This is a genomic window from Hyphomicrobium zavarzinii ATCC 27496, assembly GCF_000383415.1.
GTDB classification, from domain to species: Bacteria; Pseudomonadota; Alphaproteobacteria; order Rhizobiales; family Hyphomicrobiaceae; genus Hyphomicrobium_C; species Hyphomicrobium_C zavarzinii.
Genome location: NZ_KB911260.1, coordinates 180,328 through 198,811, shown reverse-complemented (window position 1 = coordinate 198,811; position 18,484 = coordinate 180,328). Strand labels below are relative to the sequence as shown.

Sequence of the window (18,484 nt, the reverse complement as noted above, 5' to 3'; positions counted from 1 at the left end):
AGTACATCTCTGTCCAGCGAGGACCCGCCCGTGCCCGGCCCGAACAAACCGACGCGATCCCCCGGCGATCCGGACCCGCACAAGCCGCCAGAGCCGATGAACCCGGATCCGACAAAGGAGCCGGTGCCGCCACCGGACAAGGAGCCCGAGCCCAAGATCGAGCCGCCCGTAGGGCCATCCGAGCCGCCACCGAAGTGGGTCTAGCCCCTGCCGCGCGCCGAGAAAGCCCCGCGCAGACCGCAGAACGCTGCCACCACCCAGGACAGGATCAGCAGCGAGCCGCCCGTGGGCGCCGCGAACGGAAACAGGCGCTCGCCGGTGAACGCGCGCACCACGAGGTCGCCTGAGAACAGCGAGACGGCAAAAATCATGAGCGAGGCGGCGGCTAGAAAGCCGGTACGCCGCTCGCCCCCCGCACCGAACGCCGTCAACGCCAACGCCGCCGCCGCATGGACAATCAGGAACTGCGAGGCCGTCGCGAGCTGCGTGTCGGATACGCGATGGGCAGCGACTGCGGCGAGCGCCACGCCCGCCGCACCCAGCAACGGAGCAAGCCCCGCGTTCCAATAAGCCCAGCGCCCGTCCGACATATGAGCCCTTTCCGGTCTCGCCTCAGGCCGCGTCCGCAGCCACCTTCACCGACACCATCTTGTCGGGGTTCTGCACCGGCTCGCCGCGCTTGATCTTGTCCACGTTCTCCATGCCCTCGATCACCTGTCCCCACACCGTGTACTTGCGGTCGAGGAAGGTCGCATCGTCGAACACGATGAAGAACTGGCTGTTGGCGCTGTCGGGAGATGCCGCGCGCGCCATCGAGCACACGCCGCGCACATGCGGCTCGGCGTTGAACTCGGCCTTGAGGTTCGGATAGCTCGACCCGCCCGTGCCCGTTCCCTTGGGGCAGCCCGTCTGCGCCATGAAGCCGTCGATCACGCGATGGAACACGATGCCGTCATAGAAGCCCTCGCGGACGAGCTGCTTGATGCGCGCCACGTGGTTCGGCGCCAGATCCGGGCGAAGCTCGATGACGACGCGCCCTTGCGTCGTATCGATGATCAGCGTGTTCTCGGGATCCTTGATCTCGGCCATTGGGAAAGCTCCACTTGAAAGGGTGAAAGGAAAAAACGCGTCCACCGCCCGGCGCCCGTAGGCCACCCGGGAGGAGGAGCTGCGATCGAAACGTCGATCAGGGTGCGGCCGTTGCCAGATACATCTTCACGATGACGTCGGGCTTCGGCGGCGGCTCGCCCTTGGCGATCTGGTCCACGTACTGCATTCCGTCAACCACCTGGCCGAACACCGTGTACTGCCCATTGAGGTGCGGCGCATAGGTGAAGCAGATGAAGAACTGGCTGTTCGCGCTGTTGGGGTCCGAGGTGCGCGCTGCGCCGAGCGTGCCGCGCTCGAAAGGCGTCGGCGTGAATTCGGCCGGCAGATCCGGCAGGTTCGAGCCGCCCGCGCCGGTTCCCTGCGGATCGCCCGTTTGGGCCATGAAGCCCGGGATCACGCGGTGGAACTTGAGGCCGTTGTAGAAGCCCTGGGCCGTGAGCTGCTTGACGCGCTCCACATGCTTCGGCGCCAGATCCGGCCTCAGCCGGATGGTGACCTTGCCGGTCTTCAGTTCCATGATGAGGGTGTTGGAGGGATCCGCGGCGACGGCCCCCGTCGTCACCATGCTGCCCGCCGTCGCCGGCTGCGTCTTGTCGACCACCTGGATCTGAGAGCTGTTGCCGCTGCAGGCCGTCATGACGAAGGCCAGCGCCATCAAGGCCGCCCCCTTCAGCGAGACGAGCCACCTGATCGTTCCCATGCGCGCTCCCCAAATCCGGTTTCCTATCGCGGCAAGACCGCCGCTGCCCGAGCCGCCGTTATGGCCTTTTGCGGCCCTCGCGGCAACCCGATGCTGGAAAGTTGATCTATCCCAGAGCGTTACCGCTTGGCCTTTGCCTTGTCCACGAGCCGCAGCGCAACCCCTGTGGACACGAACGGCGTCACGTCGCCGCCCATCAGCGCAATCTGGCGCACGAGATTGGCGGCGATATGCCGAACCTCCGGCGAGGCCGCCACGAACACGGTCTGCACCGCGGGCGCCATCTCCCCGTTCATGTTGGCCATCTGCATTTCGTAGTCAAAGTCCGTCCCGTCGCGCAGCCCGCGAAAGATGACGCTCGCACCCACCCGCTGCGCCGCCGTGACCGCGAGATCGGAGAAGGTGATCACGTCGATGTCGATCCCGGCAGAGGTGGCAATGGCCCGCGTCTCCACCTCCAGCATCTCGACGCGCTCCTCGTCGGAGAACAGTGGCGCCTTTGCGGGGTGCACGCCGATGCCGATCACCAGCCGGTCCACCAGCCGGCTCGCGCGCGCGATGATGTCCGTGTGCCCAAGGGTGACGGGATCGAACGACCCCGAATAGAAACCGGTTCTGCTCATGGACTCACTGTAGCCGGGCGCCAAAGGCGAGAGCAAGCAGCCAGCAGAGCCGTCTCGTGAAAGAGCCCGGCCGGCGCGTCCCAAGTTGCAGATGGTAAAAAAAGGCCCAGCTTGCGCCAGGCCCAAGTGTTCCGTCGCAACGGACAACGGAAAGGAATGCGGGGCTGCTCCGGAAGGCCGGAGCAGCCTGCTGTCTATTTGAGAGGCGCGGCTTCACGCCGGCCGAACAGGTCGTCGAGATTGAAGCGGTAGCCGAGATTCGCGGTCGCGATCAGCGGATCGATGTCGTGATCGGCCTTGATGGACGTGCCGTTGGCGAACTTCCAGGTCACCTCGGTGTCCTCCCACACCTTCTTCACATCGAGACCCAGCGACCAGCCGCCGCCGAGGTCGAAATCGACGCCCGCCTGCAGCGCAAACCCGAAGCTGTCGTCGAGATCCACCGAAGCCGCACCGAGACCGTTCTTGCCGACCTTGCTGTCGAAGTAGTGGATCCACTCCACGCCGGCGCCCACGTACGGGCGAACCGCACCAAATCCGTCGAAGTGATACTGCAGCGTGAGGATCGGCGGGAACATCCACGTCTCCGCCAGCTCGCCGTTCCCGCGCAGAATGCCTTCGCCCACAACGCTGGTCTGGCCGAAGCAGCAGAACAGCTCCACCGCCACGTTGCGGTTGAAGAAATAGGTGAGCGTCAGCGTGGGCAGCACCATGTCGTCGGTCGAGGCATGAGCGCCCGCGGCCAGCAGATTGACACCCCCCGACGTGACCAGGCTGGTCGTATCGTCATCGGTCCACACGCCGGAGACGCCGGCCTTGATCTGGAAGTTGCCGTTGCTGTCTCCCGCCGCAGCCGGAAGCGAACCCGCCGCCATCGTGGCCAATCCCGTGGCCACGGCTGCCATAGCCCCCAAAAACTTCATCGTCATGATAATCGCGTCCTTCCGCCTGAAACCCCCGTAACCGACTCAATCGACGCGCCGGCACCTGATGCCTTGACTTTGTGCTGGGTCGGGGACTGACCTTAAGCGGCAATTCGCTGGGCGAGCTGACGTGCGTCAGGAGGAAAATCAATCCACTCGCTGCGTTGCTGCGCCGCCACGAGAGTGTTGACCTGGATCAATTTGGATGCGGCAACGGCGCCAGGCTCCGAAATGCCCCCTTTTGACTGCCGTCAAGGCGCTCCGTCCCGAAGATGTAGATGTGGTTCAGACGGTCGAGGGAGGAGGATCCGCACCGGATTCATCGTGACCGTCGCCCCGCCGCAAGGCGGGTGCAACAACCAGAATCGAAACGGACGGGATCCGCTAATCCGACATGAAACCCGCACCCGACCTCATCCTGCAGCAATTGGAACCGCACGCGGTTCGCATTGCTACGCGCAAGCGTCAGAAGATCGCTCTCACAGGAGAGCCTGACGAGACCCTGTATCTGGTCCGCAAAGGGCTGTTTCTCGCACGGGCATCCATGCCCCATGCGCGTCACCAGATCATGAGCATCCTCTATCCTGGAGACTGCGTGCGTTCGGCCGCCATGCCGCCGCTCGACGGCTCCGAGATTACGGCGGCGACGGAGAGCGGAGAGGTCTGGCGCGTCCGCTGGTCGGCCGCCAAGACCGCCATGGAGACCGATCCCAACCTCGCACGTTATGTTTCGGATCGCGTCGCGAACCAGACGGCGCGCCTCGCCTTGCACAACGCGATCATCGCCGGTCTCACAGGCGAAGAGCGCGTCGCAGCACTCATCACGGAACTCGTGCTCCGCATCGGCAAGCAGACGCCGGCGGGCTTCGTGTTCGACATGCCCCTTTCACGTACCGACATCGCAGAGCACCTGGCGCTCAATGCGGATACGGTCTCGCGCATCGTCTCGCGCATGCGCGCCAAAGGGCTCATCGCGGTCGCTGGCCGTAATCGTCTGGTCTGCCGCAGCATTGAGATGCTCGAAAGCGAATGCCCGCTGGCCACGACGCTCGAGCGCATGCACGGCACCGCGGTCCGCCAGCCGTTACCGGCTATCTGACCGAGACCCTCCTCTCTCACGAAAAAAGGCGCCGCCCCGCATAACGGGGCCGGCGCCTTCGTAATTCGATCGCAGACTGCGGGCCTTACTGGGCCGCCTTCTTCTGCTCGACCTCTTTCAGGTACTCCTCGACGTCCTTTTCAGTGACTTCCTTGTTGTCGACGAGCGCCTGCAGGCACTCCTTCGACAGCTCGGTCGCCTTGGACTTCATGCAGGAGCGCAGCTCGTCGCTGCCGACTTCGAGCTTGTCGCAGTGCTTGTGATAGTCGTCGCGACAGGCGTTCTTCACCGCGTCATTCACGGCCAGCGCGGCCGTTGCGGACATCGACAGCGACAACGCGGCCACTACGAATAGACCCTTCATCCAATTTCCCCTTTGCGAACCAACTTCGACAAGCAAGTCCCCGGAATCGCAGGCGATCCCGAGCGTGAATCAAAGAACACACAAGAGACGCCGAGCACGATCGCGTTTCAATCGAAAACGACCGCCCCTGTGAGCGGACAGCTCGCACGACAGCCCCGCGCGACTCGCCCCGTCTCGCACAGCAAACGGCTGCATTGAGTCAGAACGGCGAAGCCCGAACGTCCGCCCGTAATAATTTCCGCGAGTGTAACCCAAAGGGCATCTAGCCGTGCGAGGTGTCCGCCCGTGCACGTGAGAGAGCCACGTTGATAGCCTCCACCAACAGCCCCTCGTCGTGCGGCTTCCGCACGATCGGCACGGACGCCATGCTGCGGGGAATGATCAGCGAGTCCCCGTATCCGGTGGCAAAGACGAACGGGATTTTGCGCCTCGTCAGCTCTTCCGCAACGGGAAGAGAGGTGCCGATGCCGAGATTGATGTCGAGGATCGCGACGTCTGGAGCCGTCCGCGTCACGATCCGCAGGGCCTCGGCGGAGGTCGCTGCCGTGTCGATATACTGTGTGCCGTAACGCGACAGCACGGTTTCTACGTCCATGGCGATCACGAGCTGATCCTCCACGATCAGCACGCGAAGGCCCTCGAGCGTAGCCGATTGTTCGCCCGCTCCAGCCCGCACGGCACCCGTCTTTCCTCGCTCGACGCTGACCGCCGATACGAACTTGCTCGGAATGAGAAAGCGCGCGGAGACACCGCCCGGCTCGAACACCAGCTCGCTCTCACCGCCGAGATCAAACGGCACGCTCCTGTCGATCAGAACCATGCCGAAGCCGCGGCGCGCGGGCGCCGACATCCCCACCTTGCCTGTCTCGCGCCAGCGCACCCCGCAGTCAGCAGTCTCCGTCAGCGACCAGCGCACATCGAGGTGCCCGCCATCCACCGCGAGCGCGCCATACTTGGCAGCGTTGGTTGCCAGCTCGTGAAACACCAGCGCCATTACCGAATAGGCGCGCGCATCAAGCCCCACGCTCGGCCCCTCGATCGTGATCCGAGCCTTGCCACCCCCGTAGGGTCCGAGCTCCGCCTCGAGCAGATCCCGAAGATTGCCGCCTCCGTCGCTGCGGATCACCTGATCGTGGGCGAACGCGAGCGCCATAATACGCCCCTTGAGCGACACGACGTACTCGTCGAGCGAGCGCGCATCCTCCACCGGCCGCGAAACGAGCGACTTGATCAACGCCAGGATGTTCTTGACGCGGTGATTGAGCTCTTCGTTCAGCACCTTCTGGCGCACATCTGCCTTGCGCCGCTCGGCAGAGAGAAGCTCGGTCTGCCGCATGATCACTTCGAGCAGCGCGGTGCGCACCGCTTCGGCGCTCTCCCGGTCACTCGCCATCCACGGCAGGGATTGCCGCTCCACCGTCTGCTTCCAGATCGCGAAACTCTTGCGCGGCGTCAGCCGGTCGCCGGACGGTCCCGTCTGATACTCCTTGTCGGGATTGCCGGCCCACGACACCGTCTCCACCACCTCCTTGCGGAAGAAGAGGAGATAGTCGCGCGGCACCTGTGACAGCGGCACGGCCAGCACTCCCGAAACATCCGCCCGATAGGCTTCCGCCGCAGGCAGCAGCGACGAAAGCTCGTGCGTTCCCCACACCTTCCCCTCGGAAACGGACGCGACGAGCCGCGCAAGCGCAGGAATCGCGGCAGCGGGCGGCGTGGTGCCATGAGCCGTATAGGCGCCGTTGATCCAGAGCCCGACGCCGTCCGAGGGTATCAGATTGGCGAACGTCGCAATCCGCTCGCGCAGAAAGCTCTCGATGTCGCTATGATAGCTGACCTCGCGCAACAGGCCGTCGAGCACGCGCCGCGCAGCGACAGCCGCTTCCAGCCGGTTCTTCTGGTGCAGCGCCTCCAGGTGGAGCGAAAAGAAATCGCCGAACATCTCCGCCGCCACACGCTCCGCCATGGAAAGCGAGCGCGGCGAATAGTGATGGCATGCGATCAGCCCCCAAAGCTCGCCTCCGACGATGATCGAGATCGACATGGAGGCCGCGACGCCCATGTTGCGCAGATACTCGCAATGGATCGGAGAGACGCTGCGCAAATGCGCGTAGCTGAGGTCCAAGGGCTCGCCGGAAGCATCGAGATCCGGCAGGATCGGAATACGCTCACAACTCGCATCCGAGATGATGCGGATCGTATTCTTGAGATAGAGCTCACGGGCCTGCCGGGGAATGTCGCTCGCCGGAAAATACTGGCCGAGAAAGCTTTCGAGATCCTCCCGCTTCGCCTCACCCCTCACGCACCCTGCCCCGTCGTGGGCGAACTGGTAGATCATCACCCGGTCGTAATCGAGCAGCACGCGCAGCAGACGCGGCGTCTGCATCATCATCATGTCCACGCTGCTCAGATCCTTGAGGCGACCGATCAGCGCGCGCGCCAGCTCGAGCGGCCTTCCGGCGCGATCTCTCCGCGCGGGCTCGAGCTCGACGATGGCATTGCCCTTGTAGCGATGCACCGCGATATCGAAGGCGGAGCCATCCGGCACCGCCGCGCCCATCATGAGACCCGGCCGCGCCGCATTCGTCGACGTGGTGAGCACGTTGCGGATGTCATGTGCGCAGCGCGGCCCCACCAGCGTGTCGAGGCTGGCACCCATCAGCGAGTCTGCCTCGCGGCCGAGCAGCACCGCGGCGTTCGCCGAGTGCCGTTCGACCGACCTTAGCTCCGCATCGAAGGCCAGCAGGCAGCCATGAGGTTGAATGCTGCCGGGGATGTGGATCGGCTCGCGATCGCAATTGGTGAGGGTAACGCCTTCGGGGCTTGTCATCATCCAAACTCGGGAGGGATTCTCCGGCATCTTCGAAGGTCGCCGCCGCCACGCAAATCACGGAAACTCGACCCTTTGGGCGTGCACTCTAAACGCAATCGCACCCGTTCGGGTTTCCAGCACGAGTTTACTCTGCAAGACCTCCTCGACCCAGAGCCCCAAACGGATGCGGGCCGCGCAGCTTTCGCTACCCGGCCCGCATCCATCTGATTTTGCAAGATATACCTGCGCCCTGACGCGGCTGGACGAGGCGCCGCTCAGGCGTCGGCCGCGCCGCCGTTCTCGCCTGCTTCGCCGTCGGAGCCGTCGTCGGGGATGCGCTCCACCGAGACCACCCGCTCCTCCGCCTCCGTCTTGAAGATACGCACGCCCTGCGTGTTGCGCCCGGCGATGCGCACGTCGTGCACGGGGCAGCGGATGAGCTGGCCGCCGTCCGTCACCAGCATGATCTGATCCGAATGCTCGATGGCGAACGAGGCGACGAGATCGCCGTTGCGATCGTTCACCACCATGGCGACGATGCCTTTGCCGCCGCGCCCGCTCGTCCGGTACTCGTAGGACGAGCTGCGCTTTCCGTAGCCCTTCTCGGAGACTGTGAGCACGAACTGCTCCTTGGCGGAAAGCTCGGCGTACCGTTCGGGCGAAAGCTCCGCCGCAGCCTCTTCGCCCTCCTCGGCCTCAACCTCGGCTTCGGGTGCCTGCTCGGCTTCCTCCCCCGTCTCGCTTCGGCGGATCTGCGCGGCCTGCTTGAGATAGGCCGCACGCTCCGCAGGCGAGGCCTCGGCGTGCGTGAGGATCGCCATCGAGATCACCTCGTCGTCGTCCTCCAGCCGGATGCCGCGCACGCCGCTCGAGTCACGCCCCTTGAACAGGCGCACCTCGTCCTTGATCAGGAAGCGGATGCAACGCCCGCGCGCCGTGGTGAGCAGCACGTCGTCCTCCGGAGAGGCGATGGCGACCGACACGATGCGATCCACCTCGCCCGCCTCGTCGGCGTCGAGCTTCATCGCGATCTTGCCGTTGCGATTGATGTTCTCGAAATCGGTGAGCGCGTTGCGGCGCACGTTGCCGCTGCGGGTCGCGAAGATAAGCTCGAGGTTAGCCCACGTTGAGGTATCCTCGGGCAGCGGCAGGATCGACGTGATCACCTCGCCCTGCGCCAGCGGCAGCAGGTTGATCAGCGCCTTGCCCGACGATTGCGGCGTCGCAGCCGGAAGCCGCCACACCTTCATGCGGTAGCACATGCCGCGCGATGAGAAGAAGAGCACCGGCGTGTGCGTCGACGTGATGAAGATCTGCGTGACGAAATCCTCGTCCCGCGTCGACATGCCGGAGCGCCCCTTTCCGCCGCGCCGCTGCGCGCGATAGGTCGAGAGCGGCACGCGCTTGATGTAACCCTTGTGCGAGACGGTGACGACCACGTCCTCGCGCTGGATCAGGTCCTCGTCCTCGACCTCGCCTTCGATGTCGACGATCTCCGTCTTACGCGGCGTCGCGAACTCGTCCTTGATGGCGATGAGCTCGCCCTTGACGATGTCGACGATGCGCGCACGCGAGGAGAGAATGGCGAGGTAGTCCTTGATCTCCTCGGCGATCTTCTTCAACTCGTCGCCGATCTCGTCGCGGCCCAGCGCCGTGAGGCGCGAGAGACGCAGTTCGAGGATCGCCTTGGCCTGCTCTTCCGAGAGCCGGTAGGTGCCGTCCGCCGCGAGGCCGTGACGCGGATCGGCGATCAACTCGATCAGCGGGGCCATGTCCTTCGCAGGCCAGTCGCGCGCCATGAGCTGCGTCTTGGCTTCCGCCGGAGAGGGCGAGAAGCGGATCAGCTTGATTACCTCGTCGATGTTCGCGACCGCGATGGCGAGGCCCACCAACACGTGCGCCCGCTCGCGCGCCTTGAACAGCAGATGCCGCGTCCGCCGCGTCACCACGTCCTGGCGGAACGTCGTGAACGCCTCGATGATGTCGCGGAGATTGAGCTGCTCGGGCTTGCCGCCGTTGATCGCCAGCATGTTGGCGCCGAACGTGGTCTGCAGATCCGAATAGCGCCAGAGCTGGTTCAGAACCACGTCCGCAATCGCGTCGCGCTTGAGCTCGATGACGATCCGCATACCCTCGCGGTTGCTCTCGTCCCAGATGTCGGAAATGCCCTCGACGCGCTTCTCGCGCACGAGGTCGGCGATCTTCTCGATCAGCACCCGCTTGTTGATCTGATAGGGGATGGCCGTGACGACCAGCGCGTCGCGATCCTTGCGGATCTCCTCCACCTCGACCTTGGCGCGCATGATGATCGAGCCGCGGCCCTTGTGATAGGCGGCGAGCGCGCCCGCGCGTCCGAGAATGAGACCACCCGTCGGAAAATCGGGCCCCGGGATCACCTGCGTGAGATCGTCGATGCTCGTCTCCGGGTTGTCGAGCATGAGAATGCAGGCATCGATGACTTCCCCGAGATTGTGGGGTGGAATGTTCGTCGCCATACCGACGGCGATGCCGCCCGCGCCGTTGACGAGCAGGTTCGGGAACTTCGCCGGCAGCACCGACGGCTCCTCGAGACGGTCGTCGTAGTTCGGCTTGAAGTCGACCGTATCCTTGTCGAGATCGTCGAGCAGGAACTGCGCGATCTTGGAGAGGCGCGCTTCCGTATAGCGCTCGGCCGCGGGCGGATCGCCGTCCACCGAGCCGAAGTTGCCCTGCCCGTCGATCAGCGGCACGCGCATGGAGAAATCCTGCGCGAGGCGCACGAGCGCGTCGTAGATGGCGAGGTTGCCGTGGGGATGGAAGTCGCCCATCGTGTCGCCCACCACCTTGGACGACTTCATGTGCTTCTTGTTCCAGTCGAGCCCCAGCCGCTGCATGGCGTAGAGGATGCGCCGGTGCACGGGCTTCAGGCCGTCGCGCACATCGGGCAGCGCGCGGGAGATGATCACGCTCATCGCGTATTCGAGATACGAGCGCTTCATCTCGTCCTGAATGAGAACGGGACGAATGTCGCTCGGACCTGAGGCGCCGGGCCGGTCACTATTGTCTGTCAATGTCGGTGTCCTAGAAGCGGTGACGTGACGGCGGCGAAACCCCGGTCGTTTGAGAGGCAGGCGCGAGCCCACTTCACAAAGCACCCCGGGGCCATCGAGCAACTACCCAAAAACGCCCGTCCGCGTGCAGATTCGACGATAGGGGCGAGTTTAGCCGACCGATCCCCGCCCCTGCAATCCTGGCGCGGCGAAAGGCACGTCTCCTCCCCAATTATGTCCGTGATTCGAGCGCCTTGGCAGGATTTTCTCCCCTGTGCGTTTGGACGCACGCCTGCCAAAAAGTGGTGCTTTCTTGGAACCCGTGCTTGTAAGACGCGTATCGTCCCATCACGTACAAGACGCATACTGTTCCAAGGACCTGAAACCGCATGAAACACATTTCGCTTCTCGCTGCCGGCCTTCTCGTGGCAACCCCGCTGGCAGCCACCCTTTCCTGGGCCGATACCGTCTTTGTCCCCGCCCAGACCGATGCCCAGTACCTCGCGAAGGATCACCTGATCGGTGCGAAGGTTCACGGCAAAGAAGGCACCATCGTCGGCGACGTCGAGGATCTGATCATCAACGACCAGAATCAGGTCGTCGGCGTTGTTATGGGCACCGGCGGCTATCTCGGATGGGCCGAGAAGAAGGTTGGCGTCGACCTCTCCTCCCTGAAGTTCGAGGAGAAGGACGGAAAGCTCTTCGTATCCCTGCCGGACCTGACCAAGGAAACGCTCGACACCGCGCCGGAATTCCAGCGCAAGAAGCCTGCGAAGTCGCTGCTCGAGCGCGCGAAGGAGAAGGTCAACGAGTTCTCCGACAAGTCGAAGCCCCAGCTCGACGACGCCAAGCAGAAGGCTCAGGAGGCTCTCGACAAGGCGAAGGAGGCAGCCGCGCCCGCCATCGAGAAGGCCAAGGAGGCCGTCTCGGGCGCGATCGATTCCGCCAAGGAGGCGGTCGACAGCGCCACCAAGCCGAGCGAGCCTGCACCCGCTCCCGAGGCTCCGGCAACCCCGGCACCGAGCGAGCCAGCTCCGGCCACTCCGGCACCCTGATCGGCACTTGAGCCTTTAAGGTTTGCGAAGCCTGCCGCGTGTAACCATGCGGCAGGCTTTTGCATGAGGCGCCTTCCGGGCCGGCACAAACCGGCCTAAACACGAGCGAGAGCACGGGATCGAGGGAGAGGCACGTGGCAGCGGGTGGCTCGACAGGCGTCGTCGTCGTTGCACTGGTCTGCAATCTCGGGATCGCCGTCGCGAAATTCGCAGCCGCCGCGTGGACCGGCTCGTCGGCCATGCTATCGGAGGCGATCCACTCCCTCGTCGACACCGGAAACCAGGTGCTGCTCCTGCACGGCATCCGGCGCTCCGAGCGGCCCGCCGATGCCGTCCACCCCTTCGGCTATTCGAAAGAGCTCTATTTCTGGAGCTTCGTCGTCGCGATCCTGCTGTTCTCGCTGGGCGCGGGCGTTGCCATTTACGAGGGCGTCGAGAAGCTGCTCGACCCGCACCCCATCACCGACCCCATCGTCAACTACGTGGTTCTCGCCGTCGCCTTCCTCCTCGAAGGCATCTCCGCCGCGCGTGCCATCAAGGAGTTCAACCGCCGGCGCGGCGATACACCCGTATTCCGCGCGCTCCGCGGCTCGAAGGACCCCGCCCTCTTCACGGTGTTGCTGGAGGATGCGGCCGCGCTCGCGGGCCTCACGATCGCGACCCTCGGCATCTCCATCTCGCATCTCACCGGCTCGCCCACGGCCGACGGCTACGCCTCCGTCGCGATCGGCCTCCTGCTCGGCGCCGTCGCCGCCTTCATGAGCATCGAGATCCGCAGCCTCATTGTGGGCGAGGCGGCTTCCCCCGCCGTGCTGCACGACATCCGCGCCACCATCGCGGCCGAGCGCGGCGTCGGGCGCACCATCAGCGCCATCAACGAGATCCGCAGCATGCATCTCGGTCCCACCGATATCCTGGTGGTGGCCAGCGTCGATTTCGAGGATCAGGCGACCGCGGCCGCCATCGAGGAGGCGACCTCCCGCATCGAGCGCACCATCAAGGCGCAGCACCCGGCCGTTCGGCGCTTCTTCCTGGAAGGCCAGTCGATGCAGGATCACGCCCGCGCCGAGAGGGCGATGACCTCGCCCGGTGGCTCACCAGCCGAGACCGCCCAGGCTCCAGCCTCGCCAGCCCAAACCTTGCCGGCGAAGCAACCCGCCGCCCGGCCACAGGCACCTGCCGCGACACTCACCCTCGCGAGCGATCCCGCGCCCGTTCCCGCAAAACCGCTGAGCCGCAAAGAGCGCAAGCGCCAGAAGAAGCGGCACTAGCGCGTCTCCGGCGAAGGGGATGCCGGCTCGTCGAAAGTATTAGCGGCCGATCTAAAAACGAAAGCGCGCGATCCGAGCTCATCGGTTCGCGCGCTCCTGCACCGTTTCGACCATCTTCGGAGCCTCGGAAGCGGCGTATCAGCCCCCGTGCCCTACACTCTCACACGTGCTGCCTGCTTCCGGCTGCCCGCTGCCGTCCCATTAGAACGGAATCTCGTCGTCGAACGGCTTGTCCATGCCGCCACCGCCCTTGGAGCCGCCGCCGCTGCTGCGGGGCGAGCGCTTGGCTTCGCCGCCGCCACCGAACCCGCCGCCGCTGCTGCCACCGCCAAAGCCGCCGCTGTCCCCGCCGTAGTCAGACTGGCCACCTTCGGCGAGGCCGCTCCCGCCTGCGCGGCCATCCAGCATGGTGAGCTGGCCGTTGAAACCCTGCAGCACGACTTCCGTGGAGTAGCGCTCCTGGCCCTGCTGGTCCTGCCACTTGCGGGTCTGAAGCTGGCCCTCGACGTACACCTTCGAGCCCTTGCGCAGATACTGCTCGGCAACCTTGCAAAGGTTCTCGTTGAAGATGACGACCGAGTGCCACTCGGTCTTCTCGCGGCGCTCCCCGCTGTTTCTGTCCTTCCAGGTCTCACTGGTGGCGATCCGGAGGTTGGCGATCGGACGCCCGTCCTGCGTGCGGCGGATCTCGGGATCACGCCCGAGGTTTCCGACCAGGATCACCTTGTTGACCGATCCAGCCATATCGAACTCCTTGTTCTTTCGCTTGCGAACGCCTGCAGAGCCGGCGCATCGATGGCCGCCTCGCCGCGGCACCCTCTGCCCGCGACCGGCGACTCAAGTTGCAGCACCCTACCCGTAATAGTGACCCGCCGGGAAACCCGTCGGCGGTTGTCCCCAAAGCTTTCTCCACTGGTGCCACGAAGTTAGGACGGAAACGTTCGCACCAGTTCCGCGCTCGCCGTCGCTTTTCGACCACCCGCGCTGGCGAAATCGCCACAGTTCTTGTTACGTTCTACATCCCGAACGGCGTCTTGGCAACAGCGCAGCCCATCCGCGACCGCCAGTCAGCCTCCGCGCGCGATGTCGGCGGCCGCCGAAAGATCCTTCAGCGTTTTCGGTGCCACCGTCTTCGAAGCCGGGCAGTCCTCGGTCTTGAGGCGGTCGTAGATCGCCGTCAGGTCGCCGCGGAATTCCTGCCGCTGCGCGCGCCGCGCGACGCCCGTCGCCACCGAGCCGTTGCTCCACCGCGGGCGGCACTGCAGCCGCATCAGGTAGTCCGTGATACGCGTCCGGTAGGCATCCGCCACGGGCTGGGCGCCGTTGGAGGCGAGCCCCTGCCACTGCGCGAAATCCGGCGTCGACTCCCACTTGGCCACCTCCGGCAGGTTGACCAGCGGCTCCACCTGCTCCGCGACGCGCGCCTTCACACGCCGGCTCAGGATGCGCTCCAGCGAATACTTGATGTCAGAGACGTCGGTCTCCGTCATCGCCGTGACGGCAACGCCCGAAAGGTCCGCCAGCCCTTCCGGGTCGACGGTCGGCGGCACCGTCCGCCACACCTTGGCCTCTCGCAAGTCAGCGCCGGTGATGCTGGCGCCGATGAGATCGGCCCCGCGCAGAGACGCGCGATAGAGCACGGCCCCGTCGAGCTTGGCGTCACGCAGCTCCGCGAGATCGAGATGCGCGTAGCTCAGCACCGCGCCCGTCATGTCGGCGCTCGAGAAATCCGCCGCGAGCAGGTGCGCACCCGTGAGATCCGCCCCTTGCAGGTTGGCCACCAGGAAATTAGCGCCCTGCGCCTGCACGCCGCCCGTGAGATCCGCCTTGTCGAGCCGGGCCGACGAGAAGTTCGCGCCCTGCAGAAGCGAATAGGGAAGCTCCGCCCCTTCGAGGCGGGCTTCGTCGAGCTTTGCGCCGCGAAGGTCGACGCCGGTCATGTGTGCGCCGTCGAGCCGCGCACGCGTGAACACCGCCCGCCGCGCCGTCGTGCAATTCGCCGCCTGGCGATCCTCGGTGAGGATGAGCTGCATCGCATCCGCGCACGCGAGCCACGCGCCGCGAAGATCGGCGCCGATGAGAGACGCCCCGCGCAGATCCGCTCCCGTGAGGTCCGCCTGGTGCAGGTCCGAGCGGTCGAGCTTCGCGAAACGGAGATCGCGGTCGCGCAGGCTGATGCTGGGCTCGCCCGGCGTCTGTTCCTTGTCCACCACGAGATCGGTATCGATCACCTCGAGATTGCGCTTGAAAATGCCGAGCAGCGATCCTTCGGATCCGAACGTCAGCAGCGGCACCGCATATCCAGCCACGTAGCGCGGCCGCTCGCCCACCTCGTCCTCGTTGTTGAAGCCGAGCATGCGCTGCGTGGTTCGGTCGAGTTGCTCGCCCGGGATCGTCGCGAAGAAGAACGAGAAGATCCACACCGCCAGCAGCACCACGATGGTGGCGACAAAGCTCACCGGATGTGCCGACGTGGTCCGCAGGAACGCCTGCATGAACGACGTCTCGGCCCGCATCAGGAACACGCCGATGGAGATCAGCATGGCGATGTCGACCAGAAGCGCCACGCGATGCGTCCACGTGATGGCCACATCGTGGTACGGCAGGAACACCACCTGGATGTAGATGAGCAGCACCACCGGCAGCACCACCAGCGTCAGCCAGCTCATGCCGTGCAGGAACGCGCTCATCACGCGGCTCCGGTACGGCCCCGCGATCGCCTGCACGAAGAAGAAGTTGTTGAGCTCGAGCCGGAGCGGATGCGTGCGCTTGTCCGTCGCTTCGAGCAGCCGGATGGCGTAGTCGAACTCCAGCGTCTCGCGTGCGAGCAGCGTGAGCTGCGACACGAGCCCCAGGTGCATCAGCACGAGCACAATGGGCGCAAACTGGAAAAACTGCTTGAGCTGAATATTGACCTGAAGGATCGGCAGGGAAACCGGCGTTTCGAGCAGCAGATCCTTATGCGTGACGCCTGCTACAGCGATCACCAGGTAGGCCATGATGGCGAGGAAGATCAGCCAGCCCGTATGCGCGGTGTCGCTCGAGCTGTTCACCGCCTCGAGCAGACTGTACGGGTTGACCGGCGTTTCACCCTCTGGCGCGCCACGAGCCAAATCCGTCATTCCGGGAACCCTCGATAAGATACGGGTACTGACATGCGCCGACATTAAAGGAGAAAGTGTGTCCGGAGGCCAGGGCACCAGGTCCCAGCCTGCAGCACTTTTCTTTCGGATTGTTGCCCCCTGGACGCAAAAAGCACGCACCTCGAGTGCCTAGTCCTTTGGCAACACAGGCTTTGGCCGTTGCCGTGGGCGAGAAGGGGCGATAACAGGAAGAGAAGGGTGGTGGATGCGGGGCGCCCGAGGTTGCGCGCAGAGGAAGCCAAGCACGCCGGCCGCTCGCCCCCGATCACCCGTCAAGCCACAAACCTCGAAACGGATATCTCTCGCGTGTACGACTGTAAGAAGTGCCCCGGGTATTGCTGCTCCTACCCGCTCATTGCGCTCGACAAGCGAGACGTCGAGCGTCTCGCCCGTCATCACGGCATGGAGTTCGAGGAGGCCCGCCGCGCCTTCACGCGCGAGGCCCACGGGCGCAAGTACGCCATGAAGCGCAAGAAGGACCGCCACTTCGGCGCCATCTGCCGCTTCTTCGATACCGTGAAGCGCCGCTGCACCATCTACGAGGCGCGCCCCTCGGTCTGCCGCTCGTTCCCCGGCAAGGGCCGCTGCGGCTACTACGACTTCCTCACCTTCGAGCGCCGCTCACAGGAAGACCCGACCTGGGTTGCCGTAACAACGAACCGTTAAAGCTTGCTTCGTCGGGACAACAGAAAATAAACACGGAAAATCAAGCAAATGAATTGCAGAGATAACTCTGCATAGGAGCAATTTTAAGTAAATTGTTAAACATACATTATTTATGATGCCATCTACGCCCCAGAATGGTATCTGGCGGCCGCGCCCGCGGAAGGCCAACGGTTGAGTGAGCAACGGCCCCGCCGCATGACCAGGGAGACGACCATGAGCCTCATGACGCGCGCCGTAGCCGCTTTCGCCGTGCTTACCGTCGCGGCCATTCCGGTTGCAGCACTCACCATCAAGAACACCTCCGGCAAGGAGGTCTCGGTCGGCGTCGACAACGGATCCGAGGAGGCCGTCTATCAGATCCCGGCCGGCGGCTCCGTGGACGTGACGCAGGATTGCAGCTCCGAATGCGCCGTGACCGGCCCGTGGGGCTTCTCGCGCCTCGTCGCCCAGAACGCCACCATCTCCACCGATGGTGACTCGCTCGTCACCGCCACCGCCGCGCCGCCCGCCCAGGGCCTAGTTCCGCAGAACCCTGTCGCCGAGCCGGCAGACGCCCAGGCCACGGCCGCTACGGCGCCCGATGCCGCGCCCGCCAAGGCCGCCCCCGCGAAGGCCCGCAGCAAGCGCGCGAACAAGCCGCGCTCCTCGAAGCAGGCCCAGAAAGGCCCCGGCGCCGGCAGCTTCCAGATGCTCTTCGAGGGCCCCAAGAAGTAAGCGCGCGCCGCGAGCACCGCATAAAAAACAAATCCGCGGACCGGTATCCGGTCCGCGGATTTTTCATTTCATGGTGGGGAAGACCGCGAGGCTAGCCCGCGGCCGTGCACTTCGTTTCGCACGGCACCTCCTCGCGCTTGTCCACCGTGCCGCGCATCGGCGACATGACCTCGCGATAGCATTTGCCGCCTTCCTTCACCACGCGCACGAGTTGCGTCTTGCTCACGAGCGACTGGCAGACGACCTCGAGGCTCTGCGCAACGCGCACGCCTTGCGGCAAAGCGCCATCGGCACGCGCGGCGCCGATGAAGAGATCGATGAAGCTCGATGAGGGCGGCTCGCCCGGCTTCTGAAGCTGATTGTAGGCAATCCACTCGTAGGTCGCTTTTCCATCAGGCGTCGAGACCTTGAGCGAGATGTCGCCCGTGCTCGCGCACGCCCCCGCATCGACCTTCGTTCCCTGCGAGGTGGAAAGCGCCTTGTAGTCGATCTTGCAGTCGATGTTGCGTTCCCAGATCTCGTACTGCTGCAAGCGGTGCGAGACCTGCGTGAACGGAACCTTGTACTGCCAGGCATGATAGGCGGTGATTGCGGTCGGGACCGCGCCCACGATCGTCACCACCAGCGCCGCCGTCTTGAGAAACGGAACGAAGCGCTGCACCGGGCCAAGATGCTGATCGTCGCCCATAGCTCGCTCTGTCATCGGTATCGTTCCCTCGGATATCGTTGCTTGATACGTCATGCACGGCCTGCTTCGTTACGCGAAGTCTCACGCCGGGATGTGACACAGGCTCCCTGAACCGCCGTTGAGCGGAAAGTTCATCTGGCGTTCAGCCCGCCTCTAGGCAGGCGAAGTTAGCGCGCGCGGCGCGCCCTTACCATCGAGTTTACTTAAGCGTAAGGCGCCTTGCAGGCGCCTCGTCCGCGCATACCTGAAAAACATGGTTCCCCCTCGCCTGATCACCCCACAGGCCC

General features: G+C 64.7%; 16 protein-coding genes. 5 read left to right on the top strand and 11 right to left on the bottom strand.

Annotated elements, in window-relative coordinates; translation table 11 throughout:
- Positions 1-200: 200 nt before the first annotated feature.
- The 5 genes from F812_RS0117370 to F812_RS0117350 all read right to left on the bottom strand — a co-directional run bounded on the left by F812_RS0117370 (position 201) and on the right by F812_RS0117350 (position 3,362).
- Positions 201-590: a DUF423 domain-containing protein gene (locus tag F812_RS0117370; protein WP_020087267.1), complete on the bottom strand. Its 390-nt coding sequence runs from the start codon at positions 588-590 to the stop codon at positions 201-203.
- A 22-nt stretch (positions 591-612) separates the two neighbouring features.
- Positions 613-1,089 carry a peptidylprolyl isomerase gene (locus F812_RS0117365; RefSeq protein WP_020087266.1) on the bottom strand — a complete coding sequence of 159 codons (477 nt, stop codon included), beginning with the start codon at positions 1,087-1,089 and terminating at the stop codon, positions 613-615.
- 97 nt (positions 1,090-1,186) lie between these two features.
- Positions 1,187-1,810 carry a peptidylprolyl isomerase gene (locus tag F812_RS24440; protein ID WP_020087265.1) on the bottom strand — a complete coding sequence of 208 codons (624 nt, stop codon included), beginning with the start codon at positions 1,808-1,810 and terminating at the stop codon, positions 1,187-1,189.
- A gap of 119 nt (positions 1,811-1,929) precedes the next feature.
- Positions 1,930-2,433, bottom strand: a complete 504-nt coding sequence (gene coaD / locus F812_RS0117355) for a pantetheine-phosphate adenylyltransferase (RefSeq protein WP_026868228.1) — start codon at positions 2,431-2,433, stop codon at positions 1,930-1,932.
- Positions 2,434-2,627: 194 nt separating this feature from the next.
- The gene (locus tag F812_RS0117350) at positions 2,628-3,362 is read right to left on the bottom strand and encodes an OmpW/AlkL family protein (RefSeq protein WP_026868227.1); all 735 of its coding nucleotides are present in this window, start codon (positions 3,360-3,362) and stop codon (positions 2,628-2,630) included.
- Positions 3,363-3,750: 388 nt separating this feature from the next.
- Between F812_RS0117350 and F812_RS0117345 the strand changes: the two genes are divergently transcribed.
- A complete protein-coding gene (locus F812_RS0117345) occupies positions 3,751-4,455 on the top strand; it encodes a Crp/Fnr family transcriptional regulator (protein ID WP_020087262.1) in 705 nt (234 codons plus the stop codon).
- Positions 4,456-4,540: 85 nt separating this feature from the next.
- Here the strand turns inward: F812_RS0117345 and F812_RS0117340 are convergent, their stop codons facing one another.
- The 3 genes from F812_RS0117340 to gyrA form a co-directional block, all read right to left on the bottom strand.
- A complete protein-coding gene (locus F812_RS0117340) occupies positions 4,541-4,819 on the bottom strand; it encodes a hypothetical protein (RefSeq protein ID WP_020087261.1) in 279 nt (92 codons plus the stop codon).
- Positions 4,820-5,081: 262 nt separating this feature from the next.
- Positions 5,082-7,652: an HWE histidine kinase domain-containing protein gene (locus F812_RS0117335; protein WP_020087260.1), complete on the bottom strand. Its 2,571-nt coding sequence runs from the start codon at positions 7,650-7,652 to the stop codon at positions 5,082-5,084.
- A gap of 254 nt (positions 7,653-7,906) precedes the next feature.
- Positions 7,907-10,681 (bottom strand): DNA gyrase subunit A, encoded by a 2,775-nt coding sequence (gene gyrA, locus F812_RS24435; protein ID WP_040498718.1) that lies wholly within the window; start codon positions 10,679-10,681, stop codon positions 7,907-7,909.
- A gap of 368 nt (positions 10,682-11,049) precedes the next feature.
- Between gyrA and F812_RS24430 the strand changes: the two genes are divergently transcribed.
- Both F812_RS24430 and F812_RS0117320 read left to right on the top strand, forming a co-directional pair.
- Positions 11,050-11,715, top strand: coding sequence for a PRC-barrel domain-containing protein (locus tag F812_RS24430; protein ID WP_020087258.1), 666 nt, complete (start codon positions 11,050-11,052; stop codon positions 11,713-11,715).
- A 134-nt stretch (positions 11,716-11,849) separates the two neighbouring features.
- Entirely contained in the window at positions 11,850-12,986 is a 1,137-nt protein-coding gene (locus F812_RS0117320; RefSeq protein ID WP_020087257.1) for a cation diffusion facilitator family transporter, read from the top strand.
- 201 nt (positions 12,987-13,187) lie between these two features.
- Here the strand turns inward: F812_RS0117320 and F812_RS0117315 are convergent, their stop codons facing one another.
- Both F812_RS0117315 and F812_RS25670 read right to left on the bottom strand, forming a co-directional pair.
- Positions 13,188-13,730 (bottom strand): single-stranded DNA-binding protein, encoded by a 543-nt coding sequence (locus F812_RS0117315; RefSeq protein WP_020087256.1) that lies wholly within the window; start codon positions 13,728-13,730, stop codon positions 13,188-13,190.
- 323 nt (positions 13,731-14,053) lie between these two features.
- Positions 14,054-16,108 carry a pentapeptide repeat-containing protein gene (locus tag F812_RS25670; RefSeq protein WP_020087255.1) on the bottom strand — a complete coding sequence of 685 codons (2,055 nt, stop codon included), beginning with the start codon at positions 16,106-16,108 and terminating at the stop codon, positions 14,054-14,056.
- 327 nt (positions 16,109-16,435) lie between these two features.
- Here F812_RS25670 and F812_RS0117305 point away from each other — a divergent pair, with 327 nt between their 5' ends.
- Both F812_RS0117305 and F812_RS0117300 read left to right on the top strand, forming a co-directional pair.
- A complete protein-coding gene (locus F812_RS0117305) occupies positions 16,436-16,795 on the top strand; it encodes a YkgJ family cysteine cluster protein (protein ID WP_040498789.1) in 360 nt (119 codons plus the stop codon).
- A 213-nt stretch (positions 16,796-17,008) separates the two neighbouring features.
- Positions 17,009-17,509: a hypothetical protein gene (locus F812_RS0117300; protein ID WP_020087253.1), complete on the top strand. Its 501-nt coding sequence runs from the start codon at positions 17,009-17,011 to the stop codon at positions 17,507-17,509.
- A gap of 91 nt (positions 17,510-17,600) precedes the next feature.
- Here F812_RS0117300 and F812_RS0117295 read toward each other — a convergent pair whose 3' ends face one another.
- Positions 17,601-18,212: a hypothetical protein gene (locus F812_RS0117295; RefSeq protein ID WP_156827502.1), complete on the bottom strand. Its 612-nt coding sequence runs from the start codon at positions 18,210-18,212 to the stop codon at positions 17,601-17,603.
- Between the last annotated feature and the right edge of the window lie 272 nt (positions 18,213-18,484).